The sequence below is a fragment of the Meridianimarinicoccus zhengii genome (genome assembly GCF_003254465.1).
GTDB lineage: Bacteria > Pseudomonadota > Alphaproteobacteria > Rhodobacterales > Rhodobacteraceae > Meridianimarinicoccus > Meridianimarinicoccus zhengii.
Window position 1 is genome coordinate 1 of sequence record NZ_QDFI01000105.1, and the last position, 12677, is coordinate 12677.

12 protein-coding genes, 1 tRNA gene and 1 pseudogene are annotated in these 12677 nt (G+C 67.6%); 8 read left to right on the forward strand and 6 right to left on the reverse strand.

Features of this window, described 5'->3' with window-relative positions; translation table 11 throughout:
- From DDE13_RS20580 to DDE13_RS20590, 3 genes are all read right to left on the reverse strand, one after another.
- The coding region (locus DDE13_RS20580; RefSeq protein WP_111406100.1) for a DNA polymerase III subunit delta' at positions 1-915 on the reverse strand (915 nt) is incomplete at its 3' end.
- Positions 912-1535 carry a dTMP kinase gene (tmk, locus tag DDE13_RS20585; RefSeq protein ID WP_111406111.1) on the reverse strand — a complete coding sequence of 208 codons (624 nt, stop codon included), beginning with the start codon at positions 1533-1535 and terminating at the stop codon, positions 912-914. The genes tmk and DDE13_RS20580, both read right to left, overlap by 4 nt.
- 29 nt (positions 1536-1564) lie before the next feature.
- A complete protein-coding gene (locus DDE13_RS20590; RefSeq protein ID WP_111406101.1) occupies positions 1565-2788 on the reverse strand; it encodes a D-alanyl-D-alanine carboxypeptidase family protein in 1224 nt (407 codons plus the stop codon).
- A 168-nt stretch (positions 2789-2956) separates the two neighbouring features.
- On the opposite strand from DDE13_RS20590, the gene DDE13_RS20595 reads away from it, so the two are divergent.
- The 5 genes from DDE13_RS20595 to DDE13_RS20615 all read left to right on the forward strand — a co-directional run bounded on the left by DDE13_RS20595 (position 2957) and on the right by DDE13_RS20615 (position 8634).
- Positions 2957-3610 (forward strand): Crp/Fnr family transcriptional regulator, encoded by a 654-nt coding sequence (locus DDE13_RS20595; protein WP_111406102.1) that lies wholly within the window; start codon positions 2957-2959, stop codon positions 3608-3610.
- Positions 3611-3686: 76 nt separating this feature from the next.
- The gene (locus tag DDE13_RS20600; RefSeq protein ID WP_111406103.1) at positions 3687-3890 is read left to right on the forward strand and encodes a YgaP family membrane protein; all 204 of its coding nucleotides are present in this window, start codon (positions 3687-3689) and stop codon (positions 3888-3890) included.
- Between the two features lie 130 nt (positions 3891-4020).
- Positions 4021-4905 carry an MBL fold metallo-hydrolase gene (locus DDE13_RS20605; protein ID WP_111406104.1) on the forward strand — a complete coding sequence of 295 codons (885 nt, stop codon included), beginning with the start codon at positions 4021-4023 and terminating at the stop codon, positions 4903-4905.
- Positions 4906-5020: 115 nt separating this feature from the next.
- Positions 5021-6712 (forward strand): TIGR01244 family sulfur transferase, encoded by a 1692-nt coding sequence (locus DDE13_RS20610; RefSeq protein ID WP_394340316.1) that lies wholly within the window; start codon positions 5021-5023, stop codon positions 6710-6712.
- Between the two features lie 116 nt (positions 6713-6828).
- Positions 6829-8634: a SulP family inorganic anion transporter gene (locus tag DDE13_RS20615; RefSeq protein WP_111406105.1), complete on the forward strand. Its 1806-nt coding sequence runs from the start codon at positions 6829-6831 to the stop codon at positions 8632-8634.
- Between the two features lie 7 nt (positions 8635-8641).
- Here DDE13_RS20615 and DDE13_RS20620 read toward each other — a convergent pair whose 3' ends face one another.
- Complete coding sequence (locus DDE13_RS20620; RefSeq protein ID WP_111406106.1) at positions 8642-9085, reverse strand: Rrf2 family transcriptional regulator; 444 nt, start codon at positions 9083-9085, stop codon at positions 8642-8644.
- Between the two features lie 86 nt (positions 9086-9171).
- The gene (locus DDE13_RS20625; protein ID WP_111406107.1) at positions 9172-9966 is read right to left on the reverse strand and encodes an SseB family protein; all 795 of its coding nucleotides are present in this window, start codon (positions 9964-9966) and stop codon (positions 9172-9174) included.
- 110 nt (positions 9967-10076) lie between these two features.
- Here DDE13_RS20625 and DDE13_RS20630 point away from each other — a divergent pair, with 110 nt between their 5' ends.
- The 3 genes from DDE13_RS20630 (at position 10077) to DDE13_RS20640 (ending at position 11701) form a co-directional block, all read left to right on the forward strand.
- On the forward strand, positions 10077-10667 hold the full coding sequence (locus DDE13_RS20630) for a uracil-DNA glycosylase family protein (protein ID WP_111406108.1): 591 nt from the start codon (positions 10077-10079) through the stop codon (positions 10665-10667).
- A 34-nt stretch (positions 10668-10701) separates the two neighbouring features.
- Positions 10702-11535, forward strand: a complete 834-nt coding sequence (gene kdsA, locus DDE13_RS20635) for a 3-deoxy-8-phosphooctulonate synthase (protein ID WP_111406109.1) — start codon at positions 10702-10704, stop codon at positions 11533-11535.
- A 91-nt stretch (positions 11536-11626) separates the two neighbouring features.
- Positions 11627-11701 (forward strand) — tRNA-Gln (locus DDE13_RS20640).
- Between the two features lie 571 nt (positions 11702-12272).
- Here DDE13_RS20640 and DDE13_RS20645 read toward each other — a convergent pair.
- Positions 12273-12677, reverse strand: a pseudogene (locus DDE13_RS20645) (hypothetical protein); the annotation flags it as partial.

A 12677-nucleotide genomic window follows, 5' to 3' on the forward strand; every position in this document is an offset into this window, starting at 1 on the left:
CCCCGCGAGCCGCGCATCGAGCAGGTCGAGAAACAGCGCCCGTCGGTCTTCGGCCCCGCGCGCGGCAAGATCGCCGGCCAGCGCCTGCGCCGCCATCCGGTCCAGCCCCGGCAGGCTTCCGAGCATCCGGTCGAGCGCCCCTGCCAGTGCCAGCCCGTCCTGCACGTGCAGCCGCAGCGCGGCCCCCACGCTGCCGCCCGACAGCCGCGCGAGCGCGTGCCGGTCGTCTTCGCCCAGATCGGGCGCCAATCCCGCCAGCGCCGCCGCGACGTCATCAGGCGACAAGGGCGCACAGGGCAGGGTGCGGCAGCGCGAGCGGATCGTCGGCAAGAGCCGCGAGGGCATGTGCGACACCAGCAGGAACACGGTGTTCGCGGGCGGCTCCTCCAGCAGTTTCAGGAGCGCATTGGCCGCCTGCACGTTCAGGCTGTCGGCATCGTCCACGATCACCACCCGGCGCCCGCCATCGGGCACCGACATGGAAAAGAAGCCGCGCATCCGGCGCACCTCGTCCACGGTGATGACCTGCCGCAGGCGCGGCGGGCGGGCCTTGTCGTCCCAGCCGCGGCGCAGCAGGAACAGCCCCGGATCGGACAGCGCCGTGATGCGCCGGTTGCGGGGGCTGTCCGGATCGGTTGACAGGTCCACGGGTGCATTGTCCGCCGCGCCGAACAGGCCCGGCCCCTCATCCGCTGCCGTCGGCGCGAGAAGATACCGGGCGATCCGCCAGGCGAGCGTCGCCTTGCCCACGCCGGGCGGCCCGGTGATCAGCCACGCATGGTGCAGCCGCCGAGTGCCCTGCGCCGCAAGAAACGCGGCGCTGGCCGCATCCTGACCGATCAGCGCGGGGGCATTGCGCGGATGGGGCGCGCCATCGGCGCGGTCCGGTTCGGGCGGCGTGTCAGCATCGCTCATGCCGGGTTCTGTTCCAGTTCGAGGGCGACACGTTCGGCCACCTGTTCGGGACTGCCGGCACCGTCGATCAGCCGCACCCGCGCGGGCGCGCGCTGCGCCAGTGCCACGAAGCCCTGCCGCAGCAGCATCTGGAAGCCCGGACCGAAGCCTTCGAACCGGTCCTCGCCGCCCTTGCGGCGGCGCGCGCGGGCCAGCGCCTCGGTCGGGGACATGTCGATGACGAAGGTCAGGTCGGGCTCGGCCCCGATCATCATGCGGTGCAGATCGTCCACGACCCGCACGAGATCGCCACGCGTCGTGCCCTGGTAGACCCGCGTGCTGTCGGCGAAACGGTCGGTGATGACGGTGGCGCCGCGGCGCAAGCCCGGGTCGATGGTGCGTTCCCAGTGATCGCGCCGCGCGGCAGTGAACAGCAGGATCTCGGTCTCGGGCGACCAGCGGTCGGGCGGTCCGTCCACGAGCAGGCGCCGGATTTCCTCGGCCCCCGGTGCGCCGCCCGGTTCGCGGGTCAGCACGACCTCCTTGCCGCCCGCGCGCAGCCGGTCTGCCAGCAGCCTTGCCTGTGTGGACTTGCCGCAGCCGTCGATGCCCTCGAAGCTGATGAACCGACCGCGTGCCAAGCTCAGGCCGCGGCTGCCGCGCCGGGGGGTCAAAACAGCGCGCTCGCCTGTCCGACGAGCCGATCGATCAGCGTCAGCCCGGCGCTGCGCAGCCGTGGCACGAAGCCACCATAGACCACGTCACGGTCGGCCACGAGCGGATGGCGCGTTTCCGGCAGTCCGGGGCTCGTGACGACAAGCTCCGCCACGGTGTCGCCCGCCGCGATGGGTGCGGGCACGGGTGCCGAATAGACCAGTTCTGTCGTGATCCCGCTGCCAGCGACGGCATCGCGCAGCACCAGCAGATCCCGCGGCGCCACCAGCCCCACGCTTGTTTCGTCGCCCATCCAGACCGGCGCTTCGGCGATGACCGTGCCCGCCACGGCAAGCCGGGTTTCCACGAATTGCTGGAACGCCCAGCGAACGATCCGCTCTGCCTCCTCGGCGCGGGTTTCCGCGCTGGGCAACCCCGAGATGACGAAGATCACCCGCCGACCATCCTGCACCGCCGACCCGGCAAGCCCGTAGCCCGCTTCCTGCGTATGGCCGGTCTTCAGCCCGTCCGCGCCGATGCCAAGGTTCAGCAGCGGGTTCCGGTTGAACCGGTTGCTGGGCGCGCGCCCGTCGAAAGGCCATTCGGCCATGGCGAAATACGGGTAATATTCCGGGAAATCCTCGATCAGGTGTTTCGACAGGATCGCAAGGTCGCGCGCGCTCATGCGGTGGCCGTCTTCGGGCCATCCGGACGCGTTCGTCAGCGTGGTGTCGGTCATGCCCAGCTCGCGGGCCCGCTCGGTCATCAGCCGGGCGAAACGGTTCTCGTCCCCGGCAAGCCCCTCAGCCACGACGACCGTCGCGTCGTTGCCCGACTGCACGATGATGCCCTTGATCAGTTCCTCGGCTGTGGGCCGGTCGCGTTCGTTCAGGAACATGGTCGATCCGCCCATTTCCCGCGCCTTCGTCGACACCTGAAACTCCGTGTCGAGCGAGATGTTGGGATTATCGCGCACCGCTTCGAACAGCATCAGGAGCGTCATCAGCTTGGACATGGATGCAGGCGGCTGCGGTTCGGTCCCGTTCTTGTCCAGAAGCACGGTGCCGGTGTTGAGATCGAGCACATAGGCGGTGGTGGCGCGGGTTTCGAACGCGCTTTGCGCCATGGCGGGCAGGACCGCGCCCGCGGCGACCAGAAGGGCCGCGCACAAGGTCGTCGCCGCGGCGCGCAGGGCGGCCAGGCGTCGCGGGACGGCGTGAAAGGCTTGGATGTCGGGCATGGGAACGTACCGGGGCTCGGGGGTGTCGTGGAAACACTAGCACCGGGGTCCGGGGGGGCCAACCGCTTTGCGACCGGCGTGAGCGGGGGGCGGGCGCGACGGTGGGGACGCTTGACCGGGGCGCACGGGCGGCGCAAGGCCACAGGCAGGCAACGCAAGGGGTGGCCAATGGGCTGGAGCGAGGGTGTTGAAAACCTGCGCGGGCTGTCCGCCGACGACCGGCGGAAGCTGGAGGCGGCGGCACGTTGCGTCTCGGTTCCGCCCGGCAAGGTCGTGTTCCGTCCCGGGGCGCCCGCCGATCACATGCTGCTGGTGCTGAAGGGCAGCGTGCGGGTGCAGCACGTGTCGGAAAGCGGCCGCCAGATCGTGCTCTACCGGGTGCAGGCGGCAGAAACATGCATCATGACGACGAGCTGTCTGATGACCCGCGATGCCTATTCCGCCGAGGGCGTGACCGAGACCGAGGTGGAGGCCGTCATGGTCCCGCGCGCCACTTTCGACGCGCTGCTGGGCACGGCGCCCGCCTTTCGCACACTGGTGTTCGACAGCTATGCGCGGCGGCTGACGGACCTGTTTCTCGTGATCGAGGACGTGGCGTTCCAGCGCATGGACATACGGCTGGCGCAGAAACTGCTTGCGCTGGCGGCGGGCGACAGGGTGGCGATCACCCATCAGCAGCTTGCTGTGGAACTGGGTACCGCGCGCGAGGTCGTGTCACGGGTGTTGCAGGACCTGCGCCGCCGCGGGCTGGTCGGCGGCGGGCGCGGCGAGATCGTGATCGACGACCACGCGGGGCTGGAACGGCTGGCGGCGCAGCACTGACGGGTCGGTGACTTGGTCACAGACGGGGTGGTGCGGCAGGCGTAGAGTATGCGTATCAACCCGAAGGAGAGACACCATGACACCCAATGTCGGAAACATCGATCGCATGCTGCGGGGCGCCGTGGGCGTCGTTCTGCTGGCGCTTGCACTGTTCGCCGGGCTGTCCGGCGCAGGCTTCTGGCTCGCGCTCGTGGTCGGCATCGTGATGCTGGCGACCGCCGGCATGCGCTTCTGCCCGGCCTATACCCTGCTCGGCCTGAAGACCTGCAAGGACTGCTGATCGGGCAGGGCCGTTTGCCGCAGGCCTGCCCCTTTGCGCCGCGGCGCCGGCGAATTACATTCAAAACATCAGATATAACTTTCCGGTGCGCGCCGCATGGGGCGTGCGCCGGGTCCGAATGGAGGACCACATGTCGAGCTATCCCGTGAACATGGCCGTCAAACCCGAGGTCGAAGCGTTCTTCGACCCGGCGACGAACACCATCACCTATGTCGTCAAGGACCCGAACTCCGATGCCTGCGCGGTCGTGGACAGCGTCATGGACATCGACTATTCCGCCGGCAGGATCACCTATGACAGCGCCGACAGAGTCATCGCCCATATCCGCGAGAACGGGCTGAAGGTCGAATGGCTGCTCGAAACGCATGTCCATGCCGACCACCTGTCCGCCGCGCCCTATATCCAGCGCGAGTTGGGCGGCAAGATCGGCATCGGCGAGAAGATCACCGTGGTGCAGGACACCTTCGGCAAGGTCTTCAACGAAGGCACCGAGTTCCAGCGCGACGGGTCGCAGTTCGACGCGCTGTTCAAGGACGGCGACACCTTCACCATCGGCACGATGCAGGGCTTCGCCATGCACACGCCGGGCCACACGCCCGCCTGCATGGTGCACGTGATCGGCGATGCGGCCTTCGTGGGCGACACGCTGTTCATGCCCGATGGCGGCTCGGCGCGGGCCGATTTTCCCGGCGGGGATGCTGGGGAACTGTATGACAGCATCCAGAAGGTGCTTGCACTGCCCGACGACATGCGCCTGTTCATGTGCCACGATTACGGCCCCAACGGCCGCGACATCCAGTGGGAAACCACCGTGGCCGCCGAAAAGGCGCACAACATCCATGTGGGCGGCGGCAAGACCAAGGCCGACTTCGTCAAGTTCCGCACCGAGCGCGATGCGCAACTGGCGATGCCGAAGCTCATCATCCCCTCGTTGCAGGTGAACATGCGCGCGGGTGCGGTGCCCACCGACAAGGACGGGCGCCCGATGCTCAAGGTGCCCGTAAACGGGCTCTGATCCCGAACGGGGCGGCACCGCACATCTGTGCCGCCCTGCGCGTTCCAAGAGCGCAAAAACCACAGCCCTGCGCAGACGGCGCGCCAGATGCCGCACGCCCCCGAGAGGAGACCTGATGACCGCCCCGATCGATCCCAAGCCGATTTCGCCCGACCTGTCCGTCAGTCCGCAAATCGCGGTGGCCGATCTGCCTGCGCTCGCCGCGCAGGGCTTTCGCGCCGTGATCTGCAACCGCCCTGATGGCGAAGGCCCCGACCAGCCCACCTTCGACGAGATCGAGGCCGCGGCGAAAGCCGCGGGGATGGACGCGTGCTACCTGCCCATCACCCAAGGCCGCGTCAGCGACGACGATGCCGCGGCCTTCGCCAGGGCCCGCGCCGGACTGCCCGGCCCGGTGCTGGCCTATTGCCGCTCGGGGATGCGCAGTGCGACGCTTTGGTCGCTGTCGGCGGCGCAGGACAAACCGGTGCCGGAAATCCTCGCGGCCACCAAGGCGGCGGGCTATGACATGTCGGGCGTGGTCCGGCGCATCGTCAATGGCGGCAGGACACCGACCGACACCGCCGACGCCAGCCATGACATCGTGATCGTCGGCGGCGGCGCGGCGGGCATCGCGGTCGCGGCCAGCCTGAAGGCGCGCAAGCCAGGGGCCGACATCGCGATCATCGACCCGGCCGATGTGCATTATTACCAGCCCGGCTGGACCATGGTCGGCGGTGGCATCTTCGACGCCAAATCCACCGCCAAGACCATGGGGTCGCTCATTCCGACGGGCGTCCACTGGATCAAGGCGGCCGTGGCGGCCTTCGAACCCGACGCGAACGCTGTCATCCTCGATGGCTGCCGCGTGGTGAAATACAAGCGTCTGATCGTGTGTCCGGGCCTGAAGCTCGATTGGCACGGGGTCGAGGGGCTTGTGGATACGCTGGGCAAGAACGGCGTCACGTCGAACTACCGCTACGATCTGGCCCCCTACACATGGGAACTGGTCAAGGGGCTGAAATCGGGCCGGGCGCTCTTCACCCAGCCGCCCATGCCGATCAAATGCGCGGGCGCGCCGCAGAAGGCGATGTACCTTTCGGCGGACCATTGGCACCGCACCGGGCGCCTCAAGGACATCGAGATCGGCTTCCACAACGCGGGCGGCGTGCTGTTCGGCGTGAAAGACTACGTCCCGGCGCTGATGGAATACGTCAACAAGTATCGGGCCGAGTTGAATTTCTTCGAAACGCTCGTCTCCGTGGACGGTCTAGCGAAGAAGGCCACGTTCCGCGTCGCCAGGCCCGATACCGAGCCGATGCTGGAAACGGTCGATTTCGACATGATCCATGTCTGCCCGCCGCAGACCGCGCCCGATTTCATCCGCGTCTCCCCGCTGGCGGATGCGGCGGGCTGGGTCGATGTCGATCCCGCCACCCTGCGCCACAAGACCTATGACAACATCTGGTCGCTTGGGGACGTGATGAACGCGCCCAACGCCAAGACCGCAGCGGCGGCGCGCGTTCAGGCGCCCGTGGTGGCCGAGAACGTGGTGGCCGACATGCGCGGCAAGTCGCCCGTGGCGCAGTATGACGGCTACGGTTCCTGCCCGCTGACGGTGGAGCGCGGCAAGATCGTGCTGGCCGAGTTCGGCTACGGCGGCACGCTGAAACCGTCCTTCCCGAAATGGCTGATAGACGGGACGAAACCGACCCGTGCCGCGTGGCTGCTGAAGGAACGCATCCTGCCGCCCGTCTATTGGCGCGCGATGCTGCGGGGCCGCGAATGGATGGCCCGTCCCGAGGCGCTGAAGGTCGCCGCGGAATGATCCGTCCGGTGCGGCGGACCTTCGCGCCGCGCGCTGCCGCTTGCCCCGCGCACACCGACGCCCCGGCCCCCGCGCCGGGGCCTCTTTCCTGACATGACCGCCTGCCGAGTGCCCGCATGACCCGCCTTGCCAAATACCTGCCGATCCTCGACTGGGGGCGCCGCTATGACCGCGATGCGCTGACGAACGACATGGTCGCGGCGGTGATCGTGACGATCATGCTGATCCCGCAATCGCTGGCTTATGCGTTATTGGCGGGCCTGCCGCCCGAGGCGGGGCTTTACGCGTCCATCGTGCCGATCATCCTTTATGCCGTTTTCGGCACCTCGCGGTCGTTGGCTGTAGGGCCGGTCGCGGTGGTCTCGCTGATGACCGCCGCGGCGCTTGGGCAGATCGTGGAACAGGGCACCATGGGCTATGCCGCTGCCGCCCTGACGCTGGCGTTCCTGTCCGGGGCGCTGCTGTTGGTGATGGGGGTGTTCAGGCTGGGTTTCATGGCAAATTTCCTCAGCCATCCGGTCATCGCGGGCTTCATAACCGCGTCCGGGGTCATAATCGCCGCGAGCCAAGTCAAGCATATCCTCGGCATCGAGGCCCATGGCCACGCGTTGCCGCAGGTCGTGGGCGACCTGGTCGCCCATCTGCCCGACACCAACCCGATCACGCTGGTCATCGGCGTGGCCGCGACCGCGTTCCTGTTCTGGGTGCGGCGCGGGCTGAAGCCGATGCTGCGCCGGGCGGGGCTGTCGCCGCGCATGGCCGATATCGGCACCAAGGCCGGGCCGGTCGCTGCCGTGGTGGTCACGACCGCCGTGACCGCGGCCTTCGGTCTGGCGGATCGCGGCGTGGCCGTCGTGGGCGCTGTGCCGCAGGCGCTGCCGCCCCTGACGCTGCCATCGCTGGACCTCGAACTGATCCGCCTGTTGCTCGTACCCGCGATCCTGATTTCGGTCATCGGGTTCGTGGAATCGATCTCGGTGGCGCAGACGCTCGCGGCCAAGAAACGCCAGCGAATCGACCCGGACCAGGAACTGATCGGGCTGGGGGCAGCCAACCTGGGCGCCGCGTTCACCGGCGGCTTCCCGGTCACGGGCGGCTTCGCGCGGTCGGTCGTGAATCACGACGCCGGGGCCGAAACCCCCGCCGCGGGCGCCTTCACCGCCGTGGGGCTGGCCATCGCGGCACTCGCGCTAACGCCGCTGATCTTTTATTTGCCCAAGGCGACGCTGGCGGCGACGATCATCGTGGCGGTTCTCAGCCTTGTGGATTTCTCGATCCTCAAGAAGACATGGGCCTATTCGCGCGCCGATTTCACTGCGGTCGCCGCCACCATCACGCTGACACTTCTGGTTGGGGTCGAAGCCGGGGTGACGGCGGGCGTGATCCTGTCCATCGCGCTGCATCTCTACAAGACGTCCCGCCCGCATATTGCCGAGGTAGGGCAGGTGCCTGGCACCGAGCATTTCCGAAACATTCACCGCCACAAGGTCATCACCGATCCGGCCGTTCTGACCATCCGGATCGACGAAAGCCTTTATTTCGCCAATGCGCGCTTCCTTGAGGATTATGTGCTCGACCGGGTCGTGGGTGACGACGGCCTGCGCCATGTCATCCTGATGTGTTCCGCGGTGAACGAGATCGACATGAGCGCGCTGGAAAGCCTCGAGGCGATCAACCACCGGCTGCACGACCTCGGGATCACGCTGCACCTGTCCGAGGTGAAGGGGCCCGTGATGGACCGGCTGAAGCGCTGCCATTTCCTGTCGGACCTGACAGGCCGGGTTTTCCTGTCGCAGTTCGACGCGGCGCAGGAACTGGCCCGGCTGGCGGCGCAACCGCCCTTGACGGCGCCAGCCGCCGAAGATGCCGCGCAATCCACCGGCGACGAAATGATCGGCGAGACGGCGTCTCGTCTCGTGTGACGCGGTTTCAGGCCGCGGTGTCGAGGTCCAGAAGCGCGTGCAGCGGTGCGTTGCCGTCGGTCAGGTCCGCCAGCGTGATCGCGTCGAGCGTGGCATAGAACGCAGCCAGCGCCCGCGCGAGCCCGTTGCGCAACCGGCAACAGCTTGACAGCGGACAGGTGTTCTCCTGCGCGTCGAAGCATTCTGCGAAGGGGACGTCGCCTTCCAGCAGCCGGGCCACCGCGCCGATGCTGATGTCGGCGGCCGGGCGCGCCAGTTTCACCCCGCCGTGCCGCCCGCGGCAGGTTTCCATGAAGCCCGCCTGTCCGAGCAGGTTGATGACCAGCCCCAGATGGTTGAGCGACGCGTTGCACGCCGACGCGATGTCGGCCTTGCGGACCGTCACGCCCGGGTTGACGGCGCAGAACATCAGCGCGCGCATGGCAAGGTTGGTGCGTGTAGTCAGCCGCATGGCCTGTTCCCCCGTTATTGGTGGGGGTGTCATACAGGTTTTCCACCGTGCCGCACTTGACCGAGGTCAAGTTGCACGACGCGGCGTCAGCGCAGCCGCGGCGGCCGGTCCGGGTCGCTGCCGGGTGCGGGGCGGACCGTCTGTTCCGGTGCGGCCGGTGCCGGAAGATCGAACCGCAGCCCGACCCGCCCCAGCCGTGCTGCCACGCCGTCCGCCGCGCGCAGGAACATCACGTCGAGGCTTCCGGCTTCCAGCCCGCTGAAGGCCAGCGCCTCGTGCACCGCGCGGGCCAGCGCATCCTCGGCCCCCGGGGCGGCGTCGACAAAAGCCAGCAGGTGCCCGCGCGCGCCGGTGTCCCACGTGACCCCGGCGAGGTATGCGCCCGCGGCACGCCCCGCCATTGTCGCCAGCTTGCCGTCGAGCGCGGTCAGCAGCGCATCGGGAAGACCTGCGGGCGCGGTCAGTTCGCGCGCCTGCGCCTCGGTCCGTGCCGGACCGTCTGCCAGCGTGTCGGCCAGCCAGCGCATCGCATCCGCGTCCAGCAGCATCGCCGACGGGGCAACATCGGGGTTCAGCGCCAGTCCCAGCCCGGTTTCGGCCAGCATTGCGGCAAGCCTGCGCCCGGACAGGGCGGCATAGGGGACCGACCCTTCGACGAAATCCGCCAGCCGGTCCTCGAGATCGAAGGCAAGCGCGTAGCGCGCTTCGCCGGCATCGAACACGGTCGGGTCGATCCGGTCGTCTTCGGGCGGTTTGTCCAGCAGCAGGTACAGTTCCGCCTCGGCCAGCCGGTCGTAGAACCGCAGGCGCAGGGCATCGTCGTCGGGCGCGGCGTCCATCGCGGCATGGGCGCGGTCGAGCGGTGTGGCGGGATCTGTCATGGGGCTCTCCGGCGCGATGTGGCGCGGAGGTAGCCGGGAGCGAGCGCGACGACAAGGGCAGGGGCACCGCCGTACTGGCATCGCCGGATCGCGGGGCCTATGTCGCGGCCATGGCCACCGCTCTTGCCGATGACATCCGCGCCTGCCGCATCTGCGCCGACCGCTTCGCCGCGACCAAGACGGCCCATGCGCCGAACCCCGTCGTCTGGTTCCGCCCCGGTGCACGGATCCTCGTGATCGGGCAGGCGCCCGGCATGCGGGTGCACCTGTCGAACGTGCCGTTCAAGGATCGGTCCGGCGACCGGCTGCGCGACTGGATGGGCGTGACCGAGGCGCAGTTCTACGACCGCGCACGGGTGGCCATCCTGCCCTCGGCCTTCTGCTTTCCGGGCTATGACGCCAAGGGCAGCGACCTGCCGCCGCCACCCGTCTGCGCGCGTACATGGCACGATCGCGCGCTGGACGAGATCGGGCAGGTTCCCCTGCGGTTGCTGATCGGCGGCTATGCGCAGCGCCGGTACCTGCCGGGCAGGGCCGGCGTGACCGACACCGTGCGCGACTGGCGGGCCCATGCGCCGGGCACTTATCCGCTCCCGCACCCGTCCTGGCGCAATACCGCGTGGCTGAAACGCAACCCCTGGTTCGAGGCCGAGGTTCTGCCCGCCCTGCGCGCGCGGGTGGCGGAGGTTCTGGCGGAGTGATATGCCATCGACGCAACATGCAGGAGGGCGCGCCATGCACGACGTGGACATCGGCAATGTGACCATGGGCAACGACCGCCCGCTGACCGTGATCGCGGGCCCCTGCCAGTTGGAAAGCCGCGACCACGCGCTGATGATCGCGTCGGCCATGAAGGACGCCTGCGCCGCGGCGGGGGCGCAGTTCGTCTTCAAGGGCAGTTTCGACAAGGCCAACCGCACGTCGCTGTCGGGCAAGCGCGGCTTGGGACTCGACGCGGGGCTGGCGGTGATGGCTGCCGTGAAGGACACGCTCGGCGTACCGGTGCTGACCGACATCCACGGGATCGAGCAATGCGCGCCCGTGGCCAAGGTGGTGGACGTGCTGCAGATCCCCGCCTTCCTGAGCCGGCAGACCGATCTGTTGCTGGCGGCCGGGGAAACGGGCGCGGCGATCAATATCAAGAAGGGCCAGTTCCTGGCGCCGTGGGACATGGCCAACGTGGTCGCCAAGGTCGAATCCACAGGTAACCGGCGCATCCTGCTGACCGAGCGGGGGGTCAGCTTCGGCTACAACACGCTGGTGGCGGACATGCGCAGCCTGCCGATCATGGCGCGCACGGGCTGGCCGGTGGTGATGGACGCGACCCATTCAGTGCAGCAGCCGGGCGGGCAGGGCGGATCGTCCGGCGGGCAGCGCGAGTTCGCGCCCGTGATGGCACGCGCGGCCGTCAGTCTCGGGATTGCCGCGGTGTTCATCGAGACGCACGAGGCGCCGGATACCGCGCCCTCGGACGGGCCGAACATGATTCCGCTGGACCGGATGCCCGTGCTGGTGGCGTCGCTCATGGCGTTTGACCGGCTCGCCAAGGCCGATCCCCTGCGTGTCTGATCCGGGCAGCGGGGTGAGCGAAAAAGCGGCGAATTTCACCGCACGCCCCCTTGCGCTCCGCCCCGCCGGACCGTAATACCCCGCGCACGGTTGGGGTGTAGCCAAGCGGTAAGGCAGCGGTTTTTGGTACCGTGTACCGTAGGTTCGAATCCTACCACCCCAGCCAGTTTCCGGATGATCAGAGAGGCAAGCGCCCCGGTGCTCCCTTGGTGCCCCGAGGGCTCCGAGTAGGCCCCAGATAATGCCCCTTGGAATAGGTATAAGTAATGGAAGAAGAGGGAGGTTTCGTTCAGAAGGTTGGTAGGCTTCACCACTCCAATAAGAAAGTCTATTTCCCCTACGTCTTCCTCGTCCTCACTGTCGCCAGTGGTCCGTACTCGGCCACGTGTTCGGCCAGTCGCGCGACATAGCAGTCGGACCGGGACGTCTCTCGGGACCGCAAGTAGTCGGTGTCTGACAGGGTTTCCGCGTCGGGGTCGCTGGTCTTGACACGGGACATCTGTGTGCCCAAGTGCTAGGTAGTTAGAAGGCGGTCCACGCCAAAAATTTACGAGACGAGTGTAGCCTTCCGGGGTCTCGTCGAAAGTCATCCCAATTCTTCAAAGACCTGCGACCTATGCCTGACCGGCACAGGCCCTCGCTGTCGTCCTTTTCGTAGCGACAGCGGCAACCGTATTGGAAGGAACGATACTATGGAACACGAGTACACAACCTACGAAGCGATTATCAGCCGGGCGCTAGAGCGTGTCGCGTTTAATCGGTTCCGTATCCGGCGGCCTTGAAGAAGTTGTAGCACTCTTCATCGGTGAACAGGTTGCAGACACCCAAGGGGCATCCAGCCGGTCATGGCGCAAAGCGCCGATGAACGTCTGTGTGCGCCAGTGCGCGAACGGTGCATGATCGACGAGACGCTGCCCGCGCGGGGCCCAGCCGGTGGTCTTGACCATGTTGGTCTTGACCGAGGTCTCGTCGATGAAAGCCAGTCTTTCCAGATGCCTGGCCATGAAGGGTTGGCGTCTCGTGATCCAGATGTGACGCAGGTCGGCCACGTCCCTGCGCTTCTGTTCAAGCGCTTGCAGGTCTTTTTTTGTGTGATAGCCCGAGCCGGTGCAGCAACCGCCCGACCGACGAGCGATGCACTT